At 64.4% G+C, this 23326-nt stretch carries 27 protein-coding genes; 15 read left to right on the plus strand and 12 right to left on the minus strand.

The genetic code is table 11. From position 1 onward, the window contains the following. The first annotated feature begins 45 nt into the window (after positions 1-45). On the plus strand, positions 46-1191 hold the full coding sequence (locus ACVMDN_RS00665; protein ID WP_244558801.1) for an acyltransferase family protein: 1146 nt from the start codon (positions 46-48) through the stop codon (positions 1189-1191). A gap of 143 nt (positions 1192-1334) precedes the next feature. On the opposite strand, the gene ACVMDN_RS00670 is transcribed toward ACVMDN_RS00665, so the two are convergent. Then, positions 1335-1817 carry a putative quinol monooxygenase gene (locus ACVMDN_RS00670; RefSeq protein ID WP_225162242.1) on the minus strand — a complete coding sequence of 161 codons (483 nt, stop codon included), beginning with the start codon at positions 1815-1817 and terminating at the stop codon, positions 1335-1337. Between the two features lie 145 nt (positions 1818-1962). On the opposite strand from ACVMDN_RS00670, the gene ACVMDN_RS00675 reads away from it, so the two are divergent. The 6 genes from ACVMDN_RS00675 to ACVMDN_RS00700 all read left to right on the plus strand — a co-directional run bounded on the left by ACVMDN_RS00675 (position 1963) and on the right by ACVMDN_RS00700 (position 7405). Next, positions 1963-2094, plus strand: a complete 132-nt coding sequence (locus ACVMDN_RS00675; RefSeq protein ID WP_456835783.1) for a hypothetical protein — start codon at positions 1963-1965, stop codon at positions 2092-2094. Beyond that, positions 2094-2702: a helix-turn-helix domain-containing protein gene (locus tag ACVMDN_RS00680; protein ID WP_456835782.1), complete on the plus strand. Its 609-nt coding sequence runs from the start codon at positions 2094-2096 to the stop codon at positions 2700-2702. Before ACVMDN_RS00675 ends, ACVMDN_RS00680 begins: the two co-directional genes overlap by 1 nt. Before the next feature lie 32 nt (positions 2703-2734). Next, positions 2735-3973 (plus strand): FAD-binding protein, encoded by a 1239-nt coding sequence (locus ACVMDN_RS00685; RefSeq protein ID WP_076827749.1) that lies wholly within the window; start codon positions 2735-2737, stop codon positions 3971-3973. Then, complete coding sequence (gene glcF, locus ACVMDN_RS00690; protein WP_076827548.1) at positions 3970-5286, plus strand: glycolate oxidase subunit GlcF; 1317 nt, start codon at positions 3970-3972, stop codon at positions 5284-5286. Before ACVMDN_RS00685 ends, glcF begins: the two co-directional genes overlap by 4 nt. Positions 5287-5500: 214 nt before the next feature. Beyond that, positions 5501-5911 (plus strand): histone, encoded by a 411-nt coding sequence (locus ACVMDN_RS00695; RefSeq protein WP_076827546.1) that lies wholly within the window; start codon positions 5501-5503, stop codon positions 5909-5911. A gap of 498 nt (positions 5912-6409) precedes the next feature. Next, positions 6410-7405, plus strand: coding sequence for a TorF family putative porin (locus tag ACVMDN_RS00700; RefSeq protein WP_057018099.1), 996 nt, complete (start codon positions 6410-6412; stop codon positions 7403-7405). A 172-nt stretch (positions 7406-7577) separates the two neighbouring features. On the opposite strand, the gene ACVMDN_RS00705 is transcribed toward ACVMDN_RS00700, so the two are convergent. Continuing rightward, positions 7578-9323: an ABC transporter ATP-binding protein/permease gene (locus ACVMDN_RS00705; protein WP_057018098.1), complete on the minus strand. Its 1746-nt coding sequence runs from the start codon at positions 9321-9323 to the stop codon at positions 7578-7580. Positions 9324-9633: 310 nt separating this feature from the next. On the opposite strand from ACVMDN_RS00705, the gene ACVMDN_RS00710 reads away from it, so the two are divergent. Both ACVMDN_RS00710 and ACVMDN_RS00715 read left to right on the plus strand, forming a co-directional pair. Then, positions 9634-11304, plus strand: a complete 1671-nt coding sequence (locus ACVMDN_RS00710) for an L-lactate permease (protein ID WP_038380167.1) — start codon at positions 9634-9636, stop codon at positions 11302-11304. A gap of 156 nt (positions 11305-11460) precedes the next feature. After that, complete coding sequence (locus ACVMDN_RS00715; protein ID WP_076827544.1) at positions 11461-11877, plus strand: META domain-containing protein; 417 nt, start codon at positions 11461-11463, stop codon at positions 11875-11877. Positions 11878-11937: 60 nt separating this feature from the next. Here ACVMDN_RS00715 and ACVMDN_RS00720 read toward each other — a convergent pair whose 3' ends face one another. After that, on the minus strand, positions 11938-12612 hold the full coding sequence (locus ACVMDN_RS00720; protein WP_456835781.1) for a hypothetical protein: 675 nt from the start codon (positions 12610-12612) through the stop codon (positions 11938-11940). A 206-nt stretch (positions 12613-12818) separates the two neighbouring features. Between ACVMDN_RS00720 and ACVMDN_RS00725 the strand changes: the two genes are divergently transcribed. Together ACVMDN_RS00725 and ACVMDN_RS00730 are read left to right on the plus strand one after the other, a co-directional pair. Beyond that, entirely contained in the window at positions 12819-13394 is a 576-nt protein-coding gene (locus ACVMDN_RS00725) for a bifunctional transcriptional activator/DNA repair enzyme AdaA (RefSeq protein WP_076827540.1), read from the plus strand. Positions 13395-13413: 19 nt separating this feature from the next. After that, the gene (locus ACVMDN_RS00730; RefSeq protein WP_076827538.1) at positions 13414-13881 is read left to right on the plus strand and encodes a PaaI family thioesterase; all 468 of its coding nucleotides are present in this window, start codon (positions 13414-13416) and stop codon (positions 13879-13881) included. 193 nt (positions 13882-14074) lie between these two features. On the opposite strand, the gene ACVMDN_RS00735 is transcribed toward ACVMDN_RS00730, so the two are convergent. Beyond that, positions 14075-14539: an ester cyclase gene (locus tag ACVMDN_RS00735; protein WP_076827536.1), complete on the minus strand. Its 465-nt coding sequence runs from the start codon at positions 14537-14539 to the stop codon at positions 14075-14077. A gap of 248 nt (positions 14540-14787) precedes the next feature. Here ACVMDN_RS00735 and ACVMDN_RS00740 point away from each other — a divergent pair, with 248 nt between their 5' ends. Beyond that, complete coding sequence (locus ACVMDN_RS00740; RefSeq protein ID WP_076827533.1) at positions 14788-14985, plus strand: hypothetical protein; 198 nt, start codon at positions 14788-14790, stop codon at positions 14983-14985. An 18-nt stretch (positions 14986-15003) separates the two neighbouring features. On the opposite strand, the gene ACVMDN_RS00745 is transcribed toward ACVMDN_RS00740, so the two are convergent. Continuing rightward, positions 15004-16203 carry a hypothetical protein gene (locus ACVMDN_RS00745; protein ID WP_076827531.1) on the minus strand — a complete coding sequence of 400 codons (1200 nt, stop codon included), beginning with the start codon at positions 16201-16203 and terminating at the stop codon, positions 15004-15006. A 108-nt stretch (positions 16204-16311) separates the two neighbouring features. After that, positions 16312-16788 (minus strand): MarR family winged helix-turn-helix transcriptional regulator, encoded by a 477-nt coding sequence (locus tag ACVMDN_RS00750; protein ID WP_057018090.1) that lies wholly within the window; start codon positions 16786-16788, stop codon positions 16312-16314. 98 nt (positions 16789-16886) lie between these two features. Here ACVMDN_RS00750 and ACVMDN_RS00755 point away from each other — a divergent pair, with 98 nt between their 5' ends. Further along, entirely contained in the window at positions 16887-17255 is a 369-nt protein-coding gene (locus ACVMDN_RS00755; protein WP_076827529.1) for an antibiotic biosynthesis monooxygenase family protein, read from the plus strand. A gap of 31 nt (positions 17256-17286) precedes the next feature. Here ACVMDN_RS00755 and ACVMDN_RS00760 read toward each other — a convergent pair whose 3' ends face one another. The 3 genes from ACVMDN_RS00760 to ACVMDN_RS00770 all read right to left on the minus strand — a co-directional run bounded on the left by ACVMDN_RS00760 (position 17287) and on the right by ACVMDN_RS00770 (position 19786). Next, on the minus strand, positions 17287-17577 hold the full coding sequence (locus ACVMDN_RS00760) for a hypothetical protein (RefSeq protein WP_076827527.1): 291 nt from the start codon (positions 17575-17577) through the stop codon (positions 17287-17289). A 90-nt stretch (positions 17578-17667) separates the two neighbouring features. After that, entirely contained in the window at positions 17668-19314 is a 1647-nt protein-coding gene (gene groL / locus ACVMDN_RS00765; RefSeq protein WP_038388056.1) for a chaperonin GroEL, read from the minus strand. Between the two features lie 175 nt (positions 19315-19489). Continuing rightward, positions 19490-19786, minus strand: a complete 297-nt coding sequence (locus tag ACVMDN_RS00770; protein WP_018269780.1) for a co-chaperone GroES — start codon at positions 19784-19786, stop codon at positions 19490-19492. 318 nt (positions 19787-20104) lie between these two features. On the opposite strand from ACVMDN_RS00770, the gene ACVMDN_RS00775 reads away from it, so the two are divergent. After that, positions 20105-20623 (plus strand): hypothetical protein, encoded by a 519-nt coding sequence (locus tag ACVMDN_RS00775; RefSeq protein WP_026192247.1) that lies wholly within the window; start codon positions 20105-20107, stop codon positions 20621-20623. Positions 20624-20853: 230 nt separating this feature from the next. Here ACVMDN_RS00775 and ACVMDN_RS00780 read toward each other — a convergent pair whose 3' ends face one another. The 3 genes from ACVMDN_RS00780 to ACVMDN_RS00790 form a co-directional block, all read right to left on the minus strand. Then, entirely contained in the window at positions 20854-21132 is a 279-nt protein-coding gene (locus tag ACVMDN_RS00780) for a hypothetical protein (protein WP_141339615.1), read from the minus strand. A 189-nt stretch (positions 21133-21321) separates the two neighbouring features. Then, the gene (locus tag ACVMDN_RS00785; RefSeq protein WP_244558799.1) at positions 21322-21801 is read right to left on the minus strand and encodes a hypothetical protein; all 480 of its coding nucleotides are present in this window, start codon (positions 21799-21801) and stop codon (positions 21322-21324) included. Positions 21802-22016: 215 nt separating this feature from the next. After that, positions 22017-22202 (minus strand): hypothetical protein, encoded by a 186-nt coding sequence (locus ACVMDN_RS00790; RefSeq protein WP_141339601.1) that lies wholly within the window; start codon positions 22200-22202, stop codon positions 22017-22019. Positions 22203-22515: 313 nt separating this feature from the next. Between ACVMDN_RS00790 and ACVMDN_RS00795 the strand changes: the two genes are divergently transcribed. After that, on the plus strand, positions 22516-22959 hold the full coding sequence (locus ACVMDN_RS00795) for a hypothetical protein (RefSeq protein WP_083715002.1): 444 nt from the start codon (positions 22516-22518) through the stop codon (positions 22957-22959). Positions 22960-23326 lie beyond the last annotated feature (367 nt).

Genomic DNA, 23326 nt, shown 5'->3' on the forward strand with positions numbered 1-23326 from the left:
GTTGCTCGGTATTTTCCGCAGATGCACGTCTTCGGGAGCACATCGATGCCCAGCCTGGCCGATCAGCTGGCGCTTTCGCGCAATCGGCCCGCGGGTTTCGACTACATGCGGATCGCGCTGGCGGCGTCGATCATTGGCCTGCACAGCACGAACGTGACGCTCGGGCTCGGCCGCGCGCTGGAAATCCAGAGCACGCTGCGCATCGGCGTCGCGATGATCCTTGCGCTGTTCTTTGCGTTGAGCGGCTTCCTGGTGACCGCAAGCCTGCTCCGGTGCAAGAGCCTGATTTCCTTCCTCGGCCTGCGCGTGCTGCGGATCGGACCGGCGCTCGCGGTCGAAACCACGCTATCGGCAATCATCATCGGTTCGGTCTTCACCGCGCTGCCGTTGGCGCAATATGTCGCCGATCCGAAATTCCACGCCTATTTTCTCAATATCGTCGGCGACATCCATTACGAGCTGCCGGGCGTATTCCTGCACAATCCGCTGCCCGATCTGGTGAACGCCCAGCTCTGGACCGTGCCGTACGAGCTGTGGTGCTACGTCATCCTGGCGCTGCTCGCCGTGCTCACGATTTGCTTCAACCGGCTGGCGTTCCTCGGGTTCATGGTGATCGCCCAGATCGGGCTCATCGTCTACGACATCTGGCGCTGGGACGAGGTGCCGATCCAGCTTCGCCCGCACCTTCTGGTGTTCTGCTTCCTTGCCGGCGTCGGCTGCTACCTCTGGCGCGACAAGGTGCCGTTCAACCGCACGCTGTGCCTGCTGGCGCTGGTGCTGTGCGCCGCCGGCATGGCGACCGGGCGCGGTGACGCGCTGGCTCCCGCGCCGGCCGCCTATGTCGCATGCTATCTCGGCCTGATGAATCCGCGGCGGAGCTGGATCGTGTCGTCAGGCGATTACTCCTACGGGCTTTATCTCTACGGTTTCGTCATCCAGCAATGCGTCGCCACCTTCGGCCCGCCGGTCCAGCACTGGTATCTGAACCTCCTGATCAGCCTGCCGCTCGCCTTCGGCGTCGCCGTCGTGTCCTGGCATCTCGTCGAGAAACGCGCGCTTCGGCTCCGAACCCAGGTCGAGAGCCTCGAGGCGGCGGTGCTGTCGCGGATCTCGATCGTCGGCTTCTGGCGCAGGCCGCCCGAGCGGGCCGGCTTGCGCGCAACGCTCGGCAACAGCGGCGCGTCGATCTGACCCGCGCCGGCGGGAAGGACGAGCTTCGGTTCTGATTGAATCAGAACCGAAGCTCTCGCTTCTTGTTTTGACGCGTTTTCTTCACGCGAACCGGGTCCACTTCGCTCGAAAACGCTCTAGCATCCTCCCCGCCGCGCTTTTCTTCACAGCAGCGCGTATTGCGACCGCTCGCGCTTGGCGAGCAGCGGCAGCGCCTGCTCCGCGATGTAGGTTTTGAAAGCCGCGCTGTCCTGGTGTGCCTTGAACGCGGCTTCGTCCTGGAACAATTCGTAGAACAGGAATTGCGCCGGATTATCCTTGCCGCGGCCGATCAGGAACAGCTTGGTGCCGGGGTCCTTCTGCGCCTCGGGCAGGAAGCCGTCGAGGATTTCCGCGACCTTATCGGCCTGTCCCTCCTTGGCTTCCCATTGCGCCACAACCAGAAGGCCTGACGTGTTGATCGCGTCGCTGATGGTTCTCGTGCTCATCGCGTAGTGCTTCATTGGCATTCCTCCGTTGCTGTGCTCCGATCGAGCTTGCGATCCGGCCCAGGGCGAGACGCCGGCGATCGCCATGATCGCGAACGAGCCGATGGCCGATCGTCGGGTGAGGATCATCGTCGTGGTCGAAACTTCCGAACGTTTCATGTTCGCCTCCAGATGATTCGCGCCAAGCGTCCTGCCGGCCGAACCGCAACGCGAGAGATAGTCGATCGTTCGGCGTCCCAGTTCGGTGATGGTCGAATTGTCGATGTCGTGAACATTTCGATCATGATCGAAGCGTTGCAGCGGCATGACGTGCGACAAGCGCAAGAGGCATATTTCGATCGATGCGGAGCCGGCCATGCAGACCATCGCACCGGAGCTTGCCGAACTCGCCGGGCTGATCGCCGATCCCGGCCGTGCTAGCTCCTGTCGCGGCTGATGGACGGACGCCCGCAGACTGCGAGCGAACTGGCGCTGGTCGCGGGCGTGACGCCCCAGACCGCGAGCTGGCACCTTTCGCGCATGGTCGAGCGGGCGCTGCTCAAGGTCGAGCGGCGTGGTCCGCGCCGCTTCTACCGGCTGGCTACGCCGCTGGTTGCGCAGATGCTCGAGGGCATGATGACGGTTGCCGCGATCGATCCGCAGCCGTCCCGGCCGCCGCCGCGCATCGATCCCGAGATGCGCCGGGCTCGGACCTGCTACGACCACCTTGCCGGCGAGCTCGGCGTCGCCGTCACCGACGCGATGCGGGATCGCGGCCATCTCAATCTCGACCATGAGGCCGGCGAGCTGACTGCTTGCGGCCGTGCTTTTCTCGGCGATCTCGGCATCGACCTGCGTTCGCCGGCGCGGAGCCGGCGGATCTTGTGCCGGCCCTGTCTCGACTGGAGCGAGCGGCGTCCGCATCTGGCCGGGCGGGCGGGGGCTGCGGTTGCCGACCTTGCATTGCAACGGGACTGGATCCGGCGCCGGCCGCAGGGCCGCTCCGTCGAAATCACCGACGCCGGACTCCTCGCATTCAGAAATTTGTTCGGCGCGCGCATTTGATTTCGGAGCCGAATTTGGCTACCGGCTATGGCGTGGATACGCTCAAGGTCAGAGACGCAAAAGACGTCGAGGAAGTGGTGCGCGCGGCGGTCGCCAGCGAGCAGCCGCTTGAGGTCATTGGACATGGATCGAAGCGCGCCATCGGCCATCCGATGGCGACCAATGCGCTGCTCGACGTCTCGGCGCTGAATGCGGTCACCTCCTATGAGCCGAACGAGCTGATCATCACCGTGCAGGCCGGCGCGCCGCTCGCCGACGTGCAATCCCTGATCGACGCCAAGAACCAGCAATTCGCCTTCGAGCCGATGGACACCTCGGTGCTGCTCGGCACCGCGGGCGCCGGCACGATCGGAGGCATGATCGGCGCCGGACTGGCTGGTCCCCGCCGCATCAAGGCCGGCGGTATCAGGGATCATCTGCTTGGGGCGCACGCGGTGTCCGGGTTCGGTGACAGCTTCAAGACCGGCGGGCGGGTGGTGAAGAACGTCACCGGCTACGATCTCTGCAAGCTGCTGACCGGCTCCTGGGGCACGCTCGCGGTCATGACCGAGGTCACGCTTAAGGTCATGCCGAAGCCGGAAGCCGAGCGGACGCTGCTGCTGCGCGGGCTCGACGACGTCACCGCCAACAAGGCGATGACGGCGGCGCTGGGTTCGCCCTTCGACGTCTCCGGCGCCGCGCATCTGCCGGGTTCGGCGTTGCGGACCGGGGGCGGCGCGCTGGCCGGCCTTGCAGCCTCAGGCCAGCCGGTCACGCTGGTGCGGCTCGAGGGGATTTCGGCGTCGGCGGCACATCGGGCGGCCTCGCTGAGCCAGACGCTCTCGTCCTATGGAACGGTCGACAGCCTCGCCGACGACGGGTCGGCCGCAATCTGGAGTGCGCTGCGCGACGTGGTGCCGTTCGCGGCGAACGGCGCGCTCGGGGCCTGGCCGGTGTGGCGTATCGTTTGCCCGCCGGCCTCTGGCGGCGCGCTGGGCCAGGCGTTGTCGCGCGCCACCGGCGGCGACGTGATCTACGACTGGGGCGGGGGGCTGATCTGGGCCGCGGTGCCGCCGGGCGCCGACGCCCAGGCCACGCTGGTCCGCGGCCAGGTCGAGGCGATTGGCGGACACGCCACCCTGATCCGCGCCACCGAGGATGTGCGCCGGGCGGTCGATGTGTTCCAGCCGCAGGCGGCCGGGCTTGCCGCGCTCGGTGAACGGGTCCGGGCGAGCTTCGATCCGAGGTCCGTCCTCAACCGCGGCCGGATGATGCGAGGCGGGGCTGCATGAAGACCGAGTTTTCCCTGGCGCAGCTCGCCGATCCCGACATCAAGGAAGCCGACAAGATCCTGCGCGCCTGCGTGCATTGCGGCTTCTGCACCGCGACCTGCCCGACCTATGTGCTGCTCGGCGACGAGCTCGATAGCCCGCGCGGCCGCATCTACCTGATCAAGGAGATGCTGGAGAAAGACAAGCCGCCGACGGCCGACGTGGTCAAGCATATCGACCGCTGCCTGTCGTGCCTCGCCTGCATGACCACCTGTCCGTCGGGCGTGAACTACATGCACCTCGTCGACCAGGCCCGGGTCCGGATCGAGCGGGATTACCAGAGACCGCTGACCGAGCGGCTGCTGCGGTGGGTACTCGCCCTCGTGCTGCCGCGGCCGGGCCTATTCCGGATCAGCATGATCCTGGCCGGGCTCGCCCGTCCGTTCGCCGCATTGCTGCCGACGCCATCGGTCGGTGCGTCGAGCCCGGGTCTGCTGCGGCGGATCAAGGCGATGCTGGCGCTCGCGCCGCGCGGCCTGCCGCAACCGGGGCCGGCTGCGGGAACCGTGTTTGCGCCGATCGGCCGGCGGCGCGGCCGGGTCGCGCTGCTGCAGGGCTGCGCCCAGCAGGTGCTGGCGCCACGCATCAATCAGGCCGCGATCAATGTCCTGACCAGGCACGGCGTCGAGGTGGTGCTGGTCAAGGACGAGCAATGCTGCGGCGCGTTGACCCATCACATGGGACAGGACGGCGACGCGCTGGCGCGCGCGCGGGCCAACATCACGGTGTGGCAAAGGGAAGCGGACCAGAACGGGCTCGACGCCATCCTGGTGACGACCTCGGGCTGTGGGACAGTTGTCAAAGACTACGGCTACCTGCTGCGCGAGGACAAAACATTCGCGGAGCCGGCCAAGCGAATCTCGGCGCTGGCAAAGGATATCACCGAGTATCTCGCTGGCCTCGAGCTCGCGCCTTCAATACAGAAAGGCGACGTCACCGTCGCCTATCACTCCGCTTGTTCGTTGCAGCATGGACAGAAAATCACTCAACTTCCGAAAGAATTGCTTTCCAAGAATGGATTCGTGGTGAAAGATGTGCCCGAGAGCCATTTGTGTTGCGGTTCGGCGGGGACCTACAACATTCTCCAGCCCGACATTGCGAGCAGATTGCGCGATCGGAAGGTCGCCAATATTGCGCTTGTCAAACCGGACATGATCGCTGCGGGCAATATTGGCTGCATGGTTCAGATTGCCGGCGGTACGTCAGTTCCTGTGGTGCACACGATTGAGCTTCTCGATTGGGCGACAGGAGGTCCCCGGCCAGGATTGAATTGATCGACTGCCACTCGAGCATGATCCGGACCTCAGCCTTGCCCTGACGCAACGTGAAGGACCGGCGCTTCCTTGCCACAGACGCGAAGCGATCGCGCGGCCATCATGCCCGACAAGCGAAGTGGAGGGTGCCTCTCTTCGAGGTGCAGCCAACGTCCGGCAAGCGATCACTTCAATACGCCCGGTGGACTCAGATAGCGGCAACAGGAGGACCACGATGGCGAAGTCGAAGAAGGCGAAGAAAAGCAAGAAGGCCAAAAAGGCCAAGAAGGTGGTAGCGGCGAAGAAGAGGTCCGCGAAGAAGTCGGCCAAGAAGGCTGCGAAGAAATCCGCCAAGAAGGCTGCAAAGAAATCGGCGAAGAAGTCGGCCAAGAAAGCTGCAAAGAAAACGGCAAAGAAAGCCGCCAAGAAGGCTGCGCCGAAGAAGGCTGCGAAGAAAGCCGCTGCCAAGAAGAGCGCGCCGAAGAAGGCCGCTGCTCCGAAGAAGGCTGCCGCGCCGAAGCCGGCCGCTCCGGTCGCAGCACCTCCGGCGCCCGAGCCGCAGCCGGCGCCGAGCTGGGCCACACCGAGCCACGAACCGGCGCCGGGCTGGATTGCCGGGTCGGCCGACGGGGGCGAGCACCACTAGAGCGTTTTCGAGCGAAGTGGGCACCGGTTCGCGTGAAGAAAACGCGTCAAAACAAGAATCTAGAGCTTCGGTTCTGATTCAATCAGAACCAAAAATGCTCTAGGCCGCTGCCACATTGCCGAGGTTCAACTGATCGAAGCCGCAGCGCGCCACGCTGCGGCTTCTTCCGTAGGTGCGACGATAATCCGTGCTTTTACGGGCACGGCGATTCGCGCCGATGCTCTCCCGCCGAGCCGGCTGTTGCCGTTTCCCGGTCCGGATGGACACGTTCAACCGGTGCGAGAGCAGCGGTATTGTGGTGCAAATGCAACACCGGCAAGTCAACATGCGGCAAGATGGCTAGAACGCCTAAAAAGGCGGCACATGCATGTCTTTTTGGCTTCACGGTACCGTGCATGAGCCTCAGATTGGCCACACGCGATTTAGTTGCAGTCCGTTATCGCGCGCCCTGGGGGGCCACCGGAGCTGGGCTGTCTGAACAGGTAGATGGGGATCGTCATGAAGAAACTGGCTTTGTTAGCAACGGCGCTAGCAATGATTTCGAGCTCGGCAATGGCAGCTGACATGGCGGTGAAGGCCGTCAAGGCGCCGCCGCCGGCTCCCTTCGATCCTTGGGACATCGCCTTTGGCGCCGGCATCATGAGCGACTACATCTTCCGCGGCGTCACCCAGTCCAACCACAATCCGTCGGTCACCGCCTATTTCGAGCCGCGCTACAACGTCAGCAAGGACCTGCAGCTCTACGTCGGTACGTCGACCGAAAGCATCTCCTTCGCCAACCGCGCCGCGGCTGAAGTCGACGTCTACGGCGGTATCCGCCCGACCTTCGGCGCCTTCGCCTTCGACATCGGTGTCTGGGGTTACCTGTATCCGGGCGGGACCTGCTACTACGGCGGCGGTGCGGTGGCCGACTTCGCCGGCAATCCGCTGAGCGCCGACTGCCAGGCCAACACCCTCACCAACCTCGCCGTCATGAAGAAGGACGTCTCGTTCTTCGAAGTCTATGGCAAGGCGACCTGGACCATCAACGACAACTGGGCGTTCACCATCAACGAATACTACTCGCCGAACTTCCTCAACACCGGCGCCTGGGGCAACTACTCCTCGATCATCGGCAAGTACACTGCGCCGAGCACCGTGTTCGGCAGCAGCGGCGTCGGCATGTACGTGTCGGGTGAGTTCGGCCGGCAGTGGCTCGGCACCTCCGACAGCTTCTACGGCGTCCCGGCGTTTCCGAACGGCATCAAGTATGCCGACTACAACACCTGGAACATCGGCATCGGCTTCACCTACAAGGTGTTCACGCTCGATCTGCGCTACTCCGACACCGACATGTCGAAGGGTGATTGCAGCGCCTTCACCAGCGACTTCACCGCGGGCGGAACCACTGCCGTCACCCCGATCAATCCGGGTGGCACGAGCTCCAACTGGTGCGGCGCGGCCGGCATCGCCAAGCTCTCGGTCGACCTGACCGCGATGTCCAACCTGAAGTAATCTCTCCTCCGGGGATCGAGGGGCGGCAGAGCAATCTGCCGCCCTTTTGTTTTTGGCCGGCCAGGTCTGATCGGCACAAGGCGGACAATAGCTAAAGGCGCTCGCGAGACCTGTGGGCTGCCCCCGCCGGGGTCAGCGGCAAGCCGTGGCCGCGGCTGACCCCTAATGCCGTTTACGACGCGGCGACCTTGACCGCGTCGCGCAGGATGAAGCGGTCGCCGTCGCGGACCAGCGTGACATTGCGCTGATGGAAGGTGTCGAGCGTCGAGCGGTGGCCGATCGAAACCACCGTGGTGCCGGGCAACCTTTCGGCAATCAGCCTGTACAGCGCAGCTTCCGCCGGCTCGTCGAGCGAGGCCGTCGCCTCGTCCAGGAACAGGAATTGCGGCGCATGCAGCAGCGCCCGTGCGATGCCGAGCCGCTGCTGCTCGCCGAGCGACAGCATCCGGTTCCAGTGCGCCTGTTCCTCGAGCCGCGACGCAAGCTGCGGCAGCCCGACGGCGGTGAGAACCTCGCGGACCCGTCCCGCATCGAATTGCCTGGCCTCGCCCGGATAGACGACGGCGTCATGCAGCGAGCCGATCGGCAGATAGGGACGTTGCGGCAGCATCATCAGGCTGGCATTGGCCGGGATCTCGACCGCGCCGTCGCCGAACGGCCAGATGCCGGCGATCGCGCGGAATAGCGTCGACTTGCCGGCGCCGGAGGGGCCGGTCATCAGCGTGCGCTCGCCCTTGCGGAAGCCGAACCGGTCCGCGTTCAGCAGCGGCGTGCCGTCCGGCAGCCGCAGCACTAGGTTTTCTAGGCTGACGGCGCCGTCGCCCGGCGTCGCCGTGACATGAATTCGGTCGTCGCGCTTGGCGAGGTTTGATGCCGCCGCGATCCCTGCCTCGAATCCATCGAGCCGGTTCACCACGGCCTGCCATTCGGCCAGTTGACGATAGATGCTGACGAAGTACGAGAACGCGCCCTGGACGTTCGAAAACGCCGATGCGGTCTGCATCATGCCGCCGAGCTGGATCTTTTGCGCAAAGTAGGCCGGCGCCACCAGCACATAAGGGAAGATCACCGAGGCCTGATTATAGCTCGCCGTGAACGCGGTGATCTTCTTGGTCCGGTTCATGAGGGCGATCCAGTTCTCCACCACGCGTCCGAAGCGAACGCGCAGGCGCTCGCGCTCGGCCGGTTCGCCCTGCAGCAGCGCGATCTGCTCGGAGTTTTCCCGCACGCGCACCAGGTTGAAGCGGAAATCGGCTTCATATTGCTGCTGCTTGAAATCGATGCCGACCAGCGGCCAGCCGATCAGATGGGTCAGCACGGTGCCGAGCACCGAGTAGATCAGCGCGCACCAGACAAGGTAGCCGGGAATTGAATATTCCGTGCCGAACAAATGCAGCGGCGCCTCATTGGAAAGGCCCCACAGCAGGGTGAGAAAGGACGCCAGCGTGACGACCGAGCTCAACAGGCCGAGGCCGAGCGTGAGCGTGCGATCGACGAACAGCTTGACGTCGTCGGTCATGCGCTGGTCGGGGTTGTCGGCAGCGTCGCCCTGGAGCTGCATCCTGTAGTGATTGGCCTGATGCAGCCAGTCCCCAAGATAGTGTGTGGTCATCCATTGCCGCCAGCGGATCTGCAGCCATTGATTGAGGTAGAGCTGGTAGACCGCCAGCAGGATGAAGAACGCGACGACGACGCAGAAATAGATGATCTCGCTGACGAAGGAATCCCAATTGCGTTCCTGCAGCGCGTTGTAGAAGCGGTTGTTCCACTGCGTGATCAGAACGTTGATGCCCACGATCGCCAGTTCGATCGCGATGACCGCCGCAAGCAGCCCCCGGCCGGCCCATTTGTCCTCGGAGTTGAAATAAGGCGAGGCGATGCGCCACACCGTCGCGAGCGTCGAGCGAATGTTGTTCACAGATTATCGTCTCCGGGGAAGGGGCCGCAAAGGCCTGAAGAATCGGGACAATCGGGGTAGTCCTCGACTAAAGTCGTAGTTCTGGCATGCAAGCGTTGGCTTGTCCCGGCAATCGAGTCAATCCTAGCATGAGGACAACGGCGAGGGGCGGGGGACCTTCGATTTTTCGCGAGGATGTGAGCGATCCTTACCGATCGTTCATTCGCGAGCCGGGGCTGCAGATTTTCCGACGGACTCCCGCAATCGCACCAGTCGCGCCTGCCCACATGCAGGCCGGCGCGCTGCATAATAATGTGGGAAGGATCCCGAGATGAACACCTGGAATCAAATCTACAACCCGCTGGGCAATGCGGCGCTGTCGACGGTCGCGGCCGCCATTCCCGTGGTCACGCTGCTGGTGCTGATCGCCAGCGGCAAGGTGAAGGCGCACATTGCGGCCATCATCGCCGTGATCGTGACCAACCTGATCACGATCTTCGTCTTCACCATGCCGGCCAACATGTCGATCCGCGCCACCCTGCTCGGCGTGATCACCGGGTTCTTCCCGATCGGCTGGATCGTGCTCAACGTCATCTTCCTCTACCAGGTCACGGTGAGGTGCGGGAAGTTCGAGCTGCTCAAGCGCGCGGTCGGCGGCGTCACCGAGGACCGGCGGTTGCAGCTGCTGTTGATCGCGTTCTCGTTCGGCGCCTTCTTCGAGGGCGCCTCCGGGTTCGGCACGCCGGTCGCGATCACCGGCGCGGTGCTGATCGGGCTCGGCTTCTCGCCGCTCGCTGCGTCCGGCCTGTCGCTGATCGCCAACACGGCACCCGTTGCCTACGGTGCGCTCGGCACGCCGATCCAGGGCCTCGCCTCGGTCACCGGGCTCGACCCCTACATCCTCGGCGCGATGGTCGGCCGGCAGCTGCCGCTGTTCTCGCTGATCGTGCCGTTCTGGGTGGTGTGGGCGTTTGCCGGCTGGCGCGGCATGAAGGAGGTATGGCCAGCGATCCTGGTCACCGGCGTGTCGTTTGCGGTCCCGCAATTCGTGATCTCGAACTACATCAATCCCTGGATTGTCGACATCGGCGCCTCGCTGATTTCGATGGGCGCCCTGATCTTGTTCCTGAAGGTCTGGCAGCCGCGGCAGCTCTGGCTGTCGCCGGCGCTGCGCGGCCGCGATGAATCGGCGGCGACGATGGCCGCCGCACCTCCGCTCGACAAGACGCCGCTGACCCAGGGCGAAATGTGGAGCGCGCTGCTGCCGTGGATCATCGTCTGCATCCTGATGCTGATCTGGGGCAACGGTGCCTTCAAGGCCTGGGCGAACGCCAACTTCGTCTGGAACTATCCGGTCCCCGAGCTCGACAAGCTGATCTTCAAGGTGCCGCCGGTGGCCGCCAAGCCGACGCCGGAAGGCGCCGTGTTCGGCTTCACCTACCTGTCGTTCACCGGCACCGGCATGCTGATCGCCGCGATCATCTCGGGTCTGTTGATGGGCTTCTCGCCGCTCAAGCTGATCGCCGAGTATGGCCGCACCATCCGCATCTGCGCGATCTCGCTGATCACGATCTCGGCGATGCTGGCGATCGGCACGCTGACCCGGCTGTCCGGCGTCGACGCCACGCTCGGCCTCGCCTTCGCGGCGACCGGCGTGCTCTATCCCTTCTTCGGCACCTTGCTCGGCTGGCTGGGCGTGGCGCTGACCGGATCGGATACCGCGTCGAACGTGCTGTTCGGCAATCTGCAGAAGATCACCTCCGAGCAGCTCGGCCTGTCGCCGATCCTGATGGCGGCGGCGAACTCCTCGGGCGGCGTGATGGGCAAGATGATCGACGCGCAATCGATCGTGGTCGCCTCGACCGCGACCAACTGGTACGGCCACGAGGGCTCGATCCTGCGCTACGTGTTCCTGCACTCGATCGTGCTGGCGTGTCTGGTCGGTCTGTTCGTGACCCTGCAGGCCTATGTCTATCCGTTCACGATGCTGGTGCTGAAATAGCGCCACGACGCATTTGGCGAACCAGGAATCCCCGCGAGCGGACAGCTCGCGGGGATTTGCTTTTCAAGCACATTTTCCGGCGTTGCCAATCTGGCCAATCGCGTTCTGCTCCCATAGAAGGGGCCCGCAGTTGCGCGTCGCATTTCGAGGATTGGCATGGTTTCGATGAGGCGAGGTTTGAACGGCGGCATCGCCGCGTTGGCGCTGGTTGCCGCGGCTCTCGGCGCGGGGCCGGCGCGGGCCGAGGAGGAGTTCCCGTTCGGCTTCGTGATGACGCTCGACGCCGCGCGCATGCCGGGCTCCAAGCGGATTCCCTCGATCGAGGTCGGCGACAATGGCGAGGTGATCCTCGAGCTGTGGTGCGACGGCGGCAAGGGCCAGTTCTCGGTGGCCGGCAATACCATCGTCTTCGTTCCCGGCGCGATGGAGAACCGCACCTGCACGCCGGAGCGGGCGCAGGCCGACAAGGATCTGCTGGCGGCGCTCGGCGACATGACGGGCTGGCGGCGGCACGGTGACGAGGTGACCTTCACCGGCAGCAAGTCGCTACGTTTCGTGATCAACAGCAACTAAAGCGTTATCGAGCGAAGCGGGCGGCAGTTCGCGTCAAGGAAACGCGTCAAGACAAAACGCTCAAGGCGTTGCGATCAGTCCGCTTGCGGTGGCGACGATCCAGCGGTTGCCCCAGCGCACGATGGAATCGACCCGTCCGAGGCCGGGCACGACATCGCCGCGCGCGGCCATCTTGACGCCCTCGGGCCCCTCGAGCACGGCGGTGCCGTCGCGGACTTCGACCACCGACCATCCGGGAATGGTGCTCGGCCGCGTCTCCGGCGCCGCCGCCGGCTGCTTCGGCCCCAATGCGGTGGCCTGTGCATTCAAGGTCGTCGGCGCGGCGCCCAAGGCGAGCGGGCGCGGGCTGGCCGGTGTGGTTTTGGGAATGCTGCCGGTGACGACGGGGTCGGCGTTGGACGCGGCCCGGCGCGGGCCCTCGTTCTTTCGGCTCGGCGCCACCTCCGCAATGTGCGGGGCCGGCGCTTCCTTCTGGGCCACCGGCACCGGGGCGGGAGCTGCAAGGTCGTGCCAGTTGGCTCCGCCGGTCCATCCCAGCACGAAGCTTGCGGCGAGTGCGGTCGCTGCCAAGAGCGCGGTGCCGATGCGGTCGGCAAACGGCTCCCGCAGCAGCAGGGCGGCGTCGTGGTTCTCGCCGGTGACATCCCAGAGGTCCGCCGTCTGTGCCGGCGAATGACCCTCCGTCACATCTGTCGGCCAGATGCTCGCAGCGTTGATCGGCTCGCGGTCTTGCATGGCGTGACCTGTGTTCGATGGCGCGAAGCATGATCCTCGAAACTAAATCGAGCCTTAATTTTCGGTGACCGAACTGCGGCGGCACGAAGTCTTTTGGTCGCAGGCCCCGTAGATGCCCGGGTATCTTCCGCATACAGCGGTCGTTTCCGGACGTCGTCTCCGCAAAGCGGGTCGTCGCGGCGCGCCGGCGGGGCTATAGCGGTCGCATGCTCGATTTCGCCGCACAATATGCAGCCTTTCAGCGCCGCGACCCGGCCTGGGACGGCGTCGTGTTCGTCGCGGTCAAGACCACCGGCGTGTATTGCCGCCCGGTCTGCCGGGCGCGCACGCCGCTCGCGCGCAATGTGCGGTTCTATGGCAGCGCGCCGTCAGCCGAGCGTGCTGGCTTCCGGCCCTGCCTGCGCTGCCGTCCCGAGGCGGCACCGTTCTGTCCGGCCTGGAAAGGCACCAGGACCACCGTCGAGCGCGCCTTGGCGCTGATCGAGGAGGGCGCGCTCGACCGCGGCAATGTCGAGGCGTTGGCAGGGCGGCTCGGCGTCGGCGCGCGGCATCTGTCGCGTCTGTTCGCCGAGCATCTCGACGCCTCGCCGCTCCAGGTCGCGCTGTCGCTGCGCGTGCAGCGCGCCAAGCGCCTGATCGACGGCAGCGCGCTGCCGCTTGCGTTGGTGGCGCAGCGCGCCGGCTTCTCCAGCGCGCGGCGCATGAATGCCGCATTCGCAAAACTCTACGGCCGCTCCGCCGCATCGCTGCGGCGCAAGCGGCCAACCGTCGCGATCCAATAAACCCCGATGGAGATCGGCAATGGCCAAGAGCTACGGTACCGTTAGCGCGGAACAGAAGCTTAAGATGAGCGGCCTCGCATTCGTGCAGGGCCTCGCCAGCGGCGCATTGCCGCTCAACACCATCGCGCGGACACTCGGTTATGACGTCGCCGAGGCCGAGCGCGGCCGCGTTGTCGTCACGCTGGTGCCGACCGACGCGCATCTCAATCCGGCGGGCACCGTGCATGGCGGCCTCACCGCGACGCTGCTCGACAGCTGCATGGGGCTTGCGGTGCAGTCGATGCTCGATGCCGGCACCAGCCAGACCACGCTGGAGTTCAAGATCTCGCTGGTGCGTCCGATCACGCCCGACACCGGTCCGATCAGGGCCGAGGGCCGGGTGCTCAATTGCGGCCGTCGCATCGGCACCGCCGAAGGCAGGGTCACCGACGGGAAGGGAAGATTGCTCGCGCACGGCACGACGACGTGCCTGATTTTTCCGCCTTGATGCTGAGTTGCTGTGGAGAGAATGCGCCGGCACCGCCTCGCGAGATGCCGTGCGGGCGCGGCTACATTGGAATCTGTCCAGCGAGCCTGCGCGTTAGAGAGCTTCGATTTCAATGAGCTGTTCGATTGCGTTACCCGAACGCACGAAACGTGCGTTCGGGTAGCCGTGATGCGATCGTCGATGAAGCCGCCGGTCAACCGGCGTAGCCGCTCTGTTCAGGCAAGCGAATGAGGCCAAGCTGGAACATGGCGGTCAGCGCATCTTCCTGGCCGAGCTCCTCGGCGATCCGTCCGTCCTGCACGCGCAGCACGGTGGTGCCGGCGAACGTCATCTTGCGGCCGGAGGCCGCGGGCAACGAGCCGAGCCGGAAGTCGCTGAACGCAGGCCCGGTGTGGGTGCCGCCGCCTTCCCAGCGGCCGACCACGAGGTCGCCTTCCGCGACGAGATCGCCGACGCCCCAGAAATTCAGATCCGGAAACGCCTCACGAAACTCGGTGATGAATTGCGTGACCGCGGCGCGGCCCTTCTTCGGCTCATGCATCGGGTAGTGCACGATAATGTCTGGCGTCGCGAGCTCTTCGATGATGCGCGGATTCCACGGGTTTCCCCAAAAGCCCTCGAACCAGCGGCCTACAACCTTCTTGTTTTCCTCCGACATCTCTTCGTCTCCATTTGCGTGTTGCCGGCATCGCGACCGGCGCGGTGTCGATGCGCGCATTAGGCATTTTGAGATGCGTGTCGGACCACCCGATTTCAGATCGGGCGAGCGATCGAGTTTCAAACGAGATTCCGCTGTGTCGATATGGCGCTTAGCACGGCTTCTCGAGCGTCGTCGCGGAATCGGGAAGCGGGTGGCTCGCGAAAGACGAATGCGAGAATCTGATTGCGATCACGCAGGAGAACATCATGCGCAACTTCGATGCGATCGCCGCGCTGCGCGGCGACGGACTTCGTCCCGAGCTGCGGGCGCTGCTCGATCGCGCTGCGATCGAGCCTCGTTCCGAATTGTTCGTCAGAAGCGACGGGATGCTTCAGTCCGGTCCGGACGCCACCCCGAAGGCGGTGCGCGACAACGTCGTGCCGCTGAAGACGAAGGCGGCTTAACTCACGACAGCGGCGGCCTTACCGCCACACCGACTTGTCGGCGTCCCAGCGCTGGCCCTTGAACTCCTTGAGCAGCGCGTCGATCGCGCCGTTGTCGTCCCTGGTCTCGCTGCCTTCCTCGTCGCTGCTGGAATCGTCGGACAGATTGAGCTTGGCGCCGGCGCTGTCGTCCGATGTCGAAACGGTGGGGCTCGAGACCCACAGCATCAGCCGGTCAGAGCTTCCGGGCTTGTCGGGTGAGACCAGGGCAGTGATCTCGTAATTCTGGGTGAGGCCGAGTGCCGGGTAAATCGCGCTGGGCCGCTTCAGCACCAGCTTGAGCTTGCCGGTGTTCGCGTTCCACGTCGCCGAGGCGGGCTTTGCGGCAAGCGTCTTCGCCAGCACGCCCGCGATCGCGGTTGCCAGCTTGTCATGGTTGAGTTTGTCGCCCTCGCGCCAATCGGCGGCAGCAAAGCGGATGGTGCGGTCCATCTCGACCACCCCGCTGGTCCAGCCGGCCGCGGTCACGCCGGGCGCGGATTTCGCCTTGGCGAGCAGCGCGCCGGCGTGCTCGGGATCGACGGTGAGGTTGATGGTCTGCTCGCCGGAGCGCATCGCATCGCAGGTCACCGCAAGGCTGGAGGTGCCGATCTCGACGGCCTCGCCTTTCAGGCTCTTGAGGAAATCCGCCGCCGCATCGAGCTTCACCCGCACACCGATCGATTCCGGCGAAACGTCGGTGAAATCCTTCGGCTGCGGCGTGATGCCGTCCTCGGTGGCCTGGTTGTCCTGGAATTCCTTCTCGCTGAGATCGGAATTGTCCGTCGAGGCGACCTCGGTCACGGTCTGGCCGATCGTGATCTGGCCGCGGAACTCAAAACCGTCGCCGGTTTGCTTGCGGTTCAGCTTGATGGTGACCGGCTGCTTGTCGGCGACGCTCTGGGCGGTGCCGGAAAGCGTCTGGCCGCTGACGGTCAGGTTGGCGACGAAGCGGTCCTTGCGGTCGGAGCTCTTGTCGGCGGGATAGCAGACGTCGAGCACGGCCGCGGTCACGGTCTTGCCCTGGCGGGTTTCCTTCAGCACGACGTCGGCATTGCCGTCCATCAGGCCGTCGATCGAGGTGAAATAGCGCGTCTCGGGGCCATTGGCGGGAGCCGCCTTCGATTGCAGCTTCATCTGGGCGAGGGCAGGCGCCGAGGTGACGGCAAGACCGAGCAGCAGGAGCGGGAGCGCGCGCATACGATAAGTCCTCGAAGGGCAGAATCGGTTCCGTCGTAACTAGCAAACCTCCATGTCATTGGCCAAAAAAGAAGGCCGCCTAACGGCGGCCGCGCGCCGCGATCGCGGTCATGTGCGTTCGTCAGGTTCCTCGCCGCCCTCCAGTCGGCCGCGCAGCACCGTCACGACCCGGCTCACGGTTTCGAGGTCCTTCATCGACAGCCCGTCGGCGAGGCCGTTCACCCAAGGCAGCTGCAGGCGCATGGCCGCGTCGAAGCTTTGCCGCCCCTTGGCGGTCAGCACGACGAGCTGGGCGCGGCGGTGATGCGGGTTGGTTTCGAAGGCGACGAGCCCGTCCCGTTCGAGGTCGTTGACGATCCGCTGCACGTTCTGTCGGGCAGCGCCGAGGTCGCGCGCCAGCCATGCGACCGGTTGCGGGCGCTCTGTGGCGACGATGGCGCCGAGGATCTGCCAGCGCGCGCTGGTCAGCCCGAGCCCGGCCACCAGCCGGTCGCCTGATGTGAACAGCAGGCTGTTGAGCCTGAACAGGTCGGGAATCAGGGTGCTCAGGGCTTCACCCGCCGGCGTTCGTTTTGCATTCGGCATTTGTCACCATATAAACGTATTGACACCATGATGTCAATTTCTGTATGTATCCATCAGTCCGGAATGACATCATAACACCATATCGAACGGAGCCAACCATGCCGCAGATGCGCCCCCTGGACCCCGCTTTCCCGATCGACCGCCAGCTCGCGGTCGATGCCAGCAACGTCGTGCTCGTCAACCTCTTCACGCTCGATGCGGCCGACGAGGACACGTTTCTCAAGGCCTGGCAGGACGACGCCGCCATCATGAAGCGGCAGCCGGGCTTCATCTCGACCCAGCTGCACCGCGCGCTCGGCGAGAGCCCGGCCTATCTGAACTACGCGGTCTGGGAATCGACCGCCGCCTTCCGCGCCGCCTTCATGAACCCCGAGTTCAGGGCCAAGCTCTCGGCCTATCCGGCCTCGGCGGTAGCCTCGCCGCACCTGTTCCAGAAGGTGGCGGTGCCGGACATCTGCGTGGCGTAACGGACTGTCAGGCCGTCGCGTCAAGGATCGCTCAGCTGTGCACGAGGATGCCAACCCCAAGCGTGGAAGCAGCGGCCAGAAACGAGATGTCCAGAAATCGCAACGGCGCTTTTGGACGATGACCGGCAGAACCCGAAATGACGTAATAGACGCCATAACCCACGCCGAGGACGACAAACGTCAGCGTTTGCCTGAGCCAGAACGTCAAGACGACCGCAAGATCATCGAGGCTGTCCAGGGCATAGGCGCCGAGCGCAAGCAGTGCGCCGATCGCGTAGAACAGCACGAGCGTTGACGTCAGTGATTTGGCGTCGCGGGACATCAGATGATCCTTGCATCCCGATCGTAATCAAACTGCAAAAAAGAAGGCCGCCCGGAGGCGGCCTTCGATCTCGATAGGGATGGGGGAGGCTTAGAAGCCGCCCATGCCGCCCATTCCACCCATGCCGCCGCCGCCCGGCATTGCCGGCGCCGCGTCCTTTGGCAGTTCGGCGACCATGGCTTCGGTGGTCACGAGCAGACCGGCCACGGAGGAGGCGTCCTGCAAGGCGGTGCGCACCACCTTGGCGGGGTCGATGATGCCCTTGTCGACCATGTCGACATAGTCCTCGGTCTGGGCGTCGAAGCCGAAGGTCTCCGACTTGTTCTCGAGGATCTTGCCGACCACGATCGAGCCCTCGACACCGGCGTTCTCCGAGATCTGGCGGACCGGAGCTTCGAGCGCCTTGAGCACGATGTTGATGCCGGCCTGGACGTCGGCATTCGGGTTGGTGAGCCGGCCGACCGCCTTCTTGGCGCGCAGCAGCGCGACGCCGCCGCCCGGCACGATGCCTTCCTGCACCGCGGCGCGGGTCGCGTTCAGCGCGTCCTCGACACGGTCCTTCTTCTCCTTGACCTCGACCTCGGTCGCACCGCCGACCTTGATCACCGCAACGCCGCCGGCGAGCTTGGCGAGGCGCTCCTGCAGCTTCTCACGGTCGTAGTCCGAGGTGGTCTCCTCGATCTGCGCCTTGATCTGGCCAACGCGGGCGTCGATGTCCTTCTTCTTGCCGGCGCCCTTGACGATCGTGGTGTTCTCCTTGTCGATCACGATCTTGCCGGCGCGGCCGAGCATGTTGATCGTGACGCTCTCGAGCTTCATGCCGAGGTCGTCGGAGATCAGCTGACCGCCGGTCAGGATCGCGATGTCCTCCAGCATCGCCTTGCGGCGATCGCCGAAGCCCGGCGCCTTGACGGCGGCGACCTTGAGCCCGCCGCGCAGGCGGTTGACGACCAGGGTCGCCAGCGCCTCGCCCTCGACGTCCTCGGCGAGGATCAAGAGCGGACGGCCCGACTGCACCACGGCTTCCAGCACCGGCAGCATGGACTGCAGGCCGGACAGCTTCTTCTCGTGCAGCAGGATGTAGGCATCCTCGAGCTCGGCGGTCATCTTCTCGGCGTTGGTGATGAAGTAGGGGCTGAGGTAGCCGCGGTCGAACTTCATGCCCTCGACGATATCGACCTCGGTCTCGAGCGACTTGTTCTCCTCGACGGTGATCACGCCCTCGTTGCCGACCTTCTGCATCGCCTGCGCGATCATCTTGCCGATCGCGGCATCGCCATTGGCCGAGATGGTGCCGACCTGGGCGACTTCGGACGAGGAGGCGACCGGCTTGGCGCGCTTCTCGATGTCCTTGATCACGGCCGCGACCGCGGTGTCGATACCGCGCTTGAGGTCCATCGGGTTCATGCCGGCGGCGACCGACTTGGCGCCCTCGCGGACGATGGCCTGCGCCAGCACGGTCGCGGTGGTGGTGCCGTCACCGGCGGTATCGTTGGTCTTGGAAGCGACCTCGCGCAGCATCTGCGCGCCCATGTTCTCGAACTTGTCGTCGAGCTCGATCTCCTTGGCGACGGTGACGCCGTCCTTGGTGATGCGGGGAGCGCCGAAGCTCTTCTCGATGACGACGTTGCGGCCCTTGGGGCCGAGCGTCACCTTCACAGCGTTGGCGAGCACGTCGACACCGCGCAGCATGCGGTCGCGGGCCTCTCCGGCGAATTTTACGTCCTTGGCAGCCATTGGTTTGAACTCCTGTCAGTTTTGAGAGACGCGCTTGCCGTTTCCGCGCTCGTCATCGCCGGGCTTGACCCGGCGATCCATCGCCTTGGTAAGAACTCTTCGGAAGCGTGATGGATGCCCGGATCAAGTCCGGGCATGACGATGCGAGTGGTGCGGTCGCGCGGTTGAATGGCGATCAGGCCAGCACGCCCATGATGTCGGACTCCTTCATGATCAGGAGCTCCTGGTTGTCGAGCTTGACCTCGGTGCCCGACCATTTGCCGAACAGCACGCGGTCGCCGACCTTGAGGTCGATCGGGATCAGCTTGCCGGCCTCGTCGCGGCCACCCGGGCCGACGGCGACGATCTCGCCCTGGGACGGCTTCTCCTTCGCCGAGTCCGGAATGATGATGCCGCCCTTGGATTTCTCCTCGGCATCGATACGCTTGACCACGACGCGGTCGTGCAGGGGGCGGAAGGTGGATTTAGCCATGACGTTCCCTCTTGGAGGCTCGGTTTCAGGTCCGGTTCATCGGGACCGGCGTTGGATGCCGGCCCGGTCGGCGCTGGGCAGGACGCCCGACGCTCTTAGCAATCGTGGTGCGAGAGTGCTAATTGTGGGCCGGGAAATATGGCCTGGCGCAGTTTCTGTCAAGCAAACGGGTTAAGGCCTTGGTGAGGCCAATATAGGATGGTGGACCAGAAACCAAATCGTAGCGATGACGTAATTTTGTCAGACGTCATTGCTCCGTCTTAAGTTTTACGCTTGGCTGCAGGACGGGTGCGGCCGGGACATAGTCGGGGGATGCATATGATCAGGTCATTCAACGCGCGATTGGTCGCACGGTTCGCGGCTGTTTCGGCGCTGACGACACTCTTGGGGGCGTGCGGCAGCATGAGCCTGCCGTCGTTGTCGTCGAACCCTGAGCCGGCGCCAGCCGAGCCGGGGGTCGCCCCCGAAATGCCCGCGAGCATCCGCGCCGACGAGATCGTCGGCCGCTGGGGTCTCGCCTCGTTCCAGAATCCCGCCGATCGCGCCCGCACCGAGGCCGCCGCGCGCGGCCAGTGCAAGCAGCCTTACGTGATCGGCGCCGGCCAGAACGGCGGCGTCATCATGCATCTGGCCGACCAGGCCACCCCGCAGGAACTGCGGCTGAAGGGTTCCCCGAGTGGCAAGAACTATATCGGCCCGCCTGGACCGACGCCCGGCGAGCAGGACCGCGAGATCGTCTCGTTCGACGGCCGCGTCATGATCACCCGCTTCGTCGACAAGGACGCCGGGGTCCGCTACGGCAACATGGTCTATGTCCGCTGCGCGCCAAGGGCGTAACGGCGGGACTTCGAGCGATCTGCCGACATAGCGCCGCATAGTCGGCGCACCTCTCCCCCTGTGGGAGAGGTCGGATTGCATCGTCAGATGCAATCCGGGTGAGGGGTCTCCCTCCGCGAGTGACCCTTTCGAGATTTGAGTAGGCGGCGACAACCCTCATCCGGCGCGGATTGCATCCGCGCCACCTTCTCCCACAAGGGGAGAAGGGAAGGAGACCCGCAAACACGGCCTTATCGCCGCACGCCAACCCGATTGACGCCGCCATTCAAATTGCCGCCCGCATTGTGGCGGACCGCAGCGCGCGCCACCGGACGAGGCCTGAGCACAACGCCTGCCCGTGCCACGCAGCCTGCCGGATAACCGACATACGTGCAGTAAATCACGGCGTTGGCCGGTGCTGGACTGAGAGCGGCGCCTGCAAACCCCAACATCAGGCTCGCCGCTATTCCCGCAACCGTCACTGACTTGGTTGGAAAAATGTTCGTCCGACGCATGGTGATCCTCCTCATCGCACGTGAACTGAAGGTGATGGAGCCCGCTTCAGATGCGGCCCAAGGTATCGTCAGTGGCAAAAGGGGGAGGCGATGTTGACGTAGATCAACGCCGCGCGCGACCCGTCGCCGCGTGGGATTGATCTGCTTCATCGTGAAAGAGGGCGGCTCAGGGAGCCGCCCTCTTGCGCTGCCGTTGCGCCGGCTTCACTGACAGACGTACATGCGGCCGTCAGCCATCTTGGTCATCGTGCCGGGCTCGCAGCCGATACCATTGGCTGCCTTGTACTCCGTCCATCCGGCATATCCGTAATACGGACTGATCCTCTGGTAGGCTCGTGCCGGATAGTAGGGCTGGCCAAAGTAGGGATCCGTCTGGGCGGCATACGAATTGGTCCAATCGTTTGTGCCCCAGCCGGAATAGGCCGGCGCGGTAGCGGCGGCCGCAGCGACCGCTGCCGTAGCGGCGACACCCGCGCCCACCCCGTACCCGTACGCGGCGCGCCGGGTCTGACGACGCGCGACGCCGGCGACGCTCACGGGCGTCAGCGGCCGGCCCACACGCGCCTGGGCACTTTCGACCGACGCCGAAAGACCGCCCCGCTCGGACCAGGTGATGGAGAACAGTGTCGCACAAGCGATAGTCGAAAGCGCAATTGCAGTATTTCGGACAATTCTTTGCGTCATGTTCAATCTCCAGTGTTGAGTACTCCAGTGGCTCCGCCCCAATCAGTGATCCGGTAGCAAGGCGCACGCCATCAGCGCGATTGAAAGAAGCCCGGCGCTCATCGTCGCACCTTCAAAGACGACCTCGCGCTGTGCTTACCGGCGGTTGGCTGTCCTCACCACAAGCTCAAACGCTCGCTTCCACCACGCGCCGCTTGTTGCACTTGCGGCGATTGCTATTGCGATACGAACTGCTTGCCAATTTTTAATAGGAGGCTCTGCACGTTGGTCACACGCAGCGAGCCGGCCGCGAATGTATGATCCGGCGCTGGACCAAAATGCGAATCCTCGCGCTGGGCGACCGGAATGATTCCGGAAGTCCCATGCAACCGGCACCCAATGTTGGCTCCCGGCATACGCATGACAATTTCCCTCACGCAGTAATATGCACCCGCGACAACAAACCTGCCAGCGGATTTGCAACCGTCGACGCTGGCACAAGATGCATGTTGTCGAGACGGAGGATCGGACTGATTCATCCTTGTCGCGATACTGTTGATCTATGTCAAAGGTCCTGAAGTTCTTGAATGGGACGCTGGTGTCGACCACGCGCACGTCAATGCGGTCTCGTCGGCCGGTAGCCGCCTGACGCGGTGCTGAGCCATGCTTCAGCGCAGATGCGTGCCCTTGGGCAAAGAAGCCTGGCGATGTGCACAATGGCGGATGGAGCGATCCATGCCAGTGGCGCGGTATTTCCTGTATATCGGCGGAGTGCTGCTCGCGCTGCTATTCCTTCTGGATGCCACCATCCCCAATTCTCCACTGGCAAAGCAGCCTGACTCGAGTCGTCCGACCATTCGCATCCGTTCGATGGAAAAGCTGCCCGACCTTGTCGTTTACGACACCAGTCTCCCGACTATCGTTCCTGAACAGGTCGCGGAAATTCCTGCTCCAGCCGCGGCCGAAACTGTCGGGCCTTCCCCGATCGTTCGCGAGCGGGAAGCGTTTGCCCAGATGCAGAAATCCGAAATCGAGCGGCCAAAATCGTCGGGCCGCAAGGCGAGGGAAGCCAAGCCGCCTCGGAAGTATGCCCATGCCAGGAGATACGCGCCGTCACCTTATGCGCATTTTGCGGAGCGACGTCCGCGATATGGGTGGTTCGGCAACTTCATCTGGTGATCAGGTAGCATATGCCTGCGGTGAGGGGACGCATGCCTGCGAGCCTTGACGCAAGTCAAGGCCGGGCCTTTCCATCGCTATGGAGTGGAGCTGTGGTGCCTCAAAGGATTAAATGGAGGAACACAATGATCCGCTTGTTTGCTGTCTTTATCTTCGCTTTGTGTGTTGGAGCACCTGCGCAAGCCATGACACCCGCGCCGCTCCCCCAGACGGAAACAATGGCAATACCGGTGGCCGTCGGCTGCGGTCCGGGCCGGACGCGTATCAATGGTGTATGCGTAGCAAGGACGACCGTCCGTCAAACTCGCCGAGCCGTTCGCAGATGCGTGCGCTGGCAGGGAGGGGTCTGCGCCTTGTATGAATGAAC

Source organism: Bradyrhizobium sp. USDA 4510 (assembly GCF_054059095.1).

What these genes read in the sequence shown, in the direction of transcription:
- ACVMDN_RS00665 (WP_244558801.1), top strand. Translation starts at nt 46, where the DNA reads ATGCCCAGCCTGGCCGATCAGCTGGCGCTTTCGCGCAATCGGCCCGCG.
- ACVMDN_RS00670 (WP_225162242.1), bottom strand. Translation starts at nt 1,817, where the DNA reads ATGAAACGTTCGGAAGTTTCGACCACGACGATGATCCTCACCCGACGA.
- ACVMDN_RS00675 (WP_456835783.1), top strand. Translation starts at nt 1,963, where the DNA reads ATGACGTGCGACAAGCGCAAGAGGCATATTTCGATCGATGCGGAGCCG.
- ACVMDN_RS00680 (WP_456835782.1), top strand. Translation starts at nt 2,094, where the DNA reads ATGGACGGACGCCCGCAGACTGCGAGCGAACTGGCGCTGGTCGCGGGC.
- glcF (WP_076827548.1), top strand. Translation starts at nt 3,970, where the DNA reads ATGAAGACCGAGTTTTCCCTGGCGCAGCTCGCCGATCCCGACATCAAG.
- ACVMDN_RS00695 (WP_076827546.1), top strand. Translation starts at nt 5,501, where the DNA reads ATGGCGAAGTCGAAGAAGGCGAAGAAAAGCAAGAAGGCCAAAAAGGCC.
- ACVMDN_RS00700 (WP_057018099.1), top strand. Translation starts at nt 6,410, where the DNA reads ATGAAGAAACTGGCTTTGTTAGCAACGGCGCTAGCAATGATTTCGAGC.
- ACVMDN_RS00710 (WP_038380167.1), top strand. Translation starts at nt 9,634, where the DNA reads ATGAACACCTGGAATCAAATCTACAACCCGCTGGGCAATGCGGCGCTG.
- ACVMDN_RS00715 (WP_076827544.1), top strand. Translation starts at nt 11,461, where the DNA reads ATGGTTTCGATGAGGCGAGGTTTGAACGGCGGCATCGCCGCGTTGGCG.
- ACVMDN_RS00720 (WP_456835781.1), bottom strand. Translation starts at nt 12,612, where the DNA reads ATGCAAGACCGCGAGCCGATCAACGCTGCGAGCATCTGGCCGACAGAT.
- ACVMDN_RS00725 (WP_076827540.1), top strand. Translation starts at nt 12,819, where the DNA reads ATGCTCGATTTCGCCGCACAATATGCAGCCTTTCAGCGCCGCGACCCG.
- ACVMDN_RS00730 (WP_076827538.1), top strand. Translation starts at nt 13,414, where the DNA reads ATGGCCAAGAGCTACGGTACCGTTAGCGCGGAACAGAAGCTTAAGATG.
- ACVMDN_RS00735 (WP_076827536.1), bottom strand. Translation starts at nt 14,539, where the DNA reads ATGTCGGAGGAAAACAAGAAGGTTGTAGGCCGCTGGTTCGAGGGCTTT.
- ACVMDN_RS00740 (WP_076827533.1), top strand. Translation starts at nt 14,788, where the DNA reads ATGCGCAACTTCGATGCGATCGCCGCGCTGCGCGGCGACGGACTTCGT.
- ACVMDN_RS00745 (WP_076827531.1), bottom strand. Translation starts at nt 16,203, where the DNA reads ATGCGCGCGCTCCCGCTCCTGCTGCTCGGTCTTGCCGTCACCTCGGCG.
- ACVMDN_RS00750 (WP_057018090.1), bottom strand. Translation starts at nt 16,788, where the DNA reads ATGCCGAATGCAAAACGAACGCCGGCGGGTGAAGCCCTGAGCACCCTG.
- ACVMDN_RS00755 (WP_076827529.1), top strand. Translation starts at nt 16,887, where the DNA reads ATGCCGCAGATGCGCCCCCTGGACCCCGCTTTCCCGATCGACCGCCAG.
- ACVMDN_RS00760 (WP_076827527.1), bottom strand. Translation starts at nt 17,577, where the DNA reads ATGTCCCGCGACGCCAAATCACTGACGTCAACGCTCGTGCTGTTCTAC.
- groL (WP_038388056.1), bottom strand. Translation starts at nt 19,314, where the DNA reads ATGGCTGCCAAGGACGTAAAATTCGCCGGAGAGGCCCGCGACCGCATG.
- ACVMDN_RS00770 (WP_018269780.1), bottom strand. Translation starts at nt 19,786, where the DNA reads ATGGCTAAATCCACCTTCCGCCCCCTGCACGACCGCGTCGTGGTCAAG.
- ACVMDN_RS00775 (WP_026192247.1), top strand. Translation starts at nt 20,105, where the DNA reads ATGATCAGGTCATTCAACGCGCGATTGGTCGCACGGTTCGCGGCTGTT.
- ACVMDN_RS00780 (WP_141339615.1), bottom strand. Translation starts at nt 21,132, where the DNA reads ATGAGGAGGATCACCATGCGTCGGACGAACATTTTTCCAACCAAGTCA.
- ACVMDN_RS00785 (WP_244558799.1), bottom strand. Translation starts at nt 21,801, where the DNA reads ATGACGCAAAGAATTGTCCGAAATACTGCAATTGCGCTTTCGACTATC.
- ACVMDN_RS00790 (WP_141339601.1), bottom strand. Translation starts at nt 22,202, where the DNA reads ATGCGTATGCCGGGAGCCAACATTGGGTGCCGGTTGCATGGGACTTCC.
- ACVMDN_RS00795 (WP_083715002.1), top strand. Translation starts at nt 22,516, where the DNA reads ATGCCAGTGGCGCGGTATTTCCTGTATATCGGCGGAGTGCTGCTCGCG.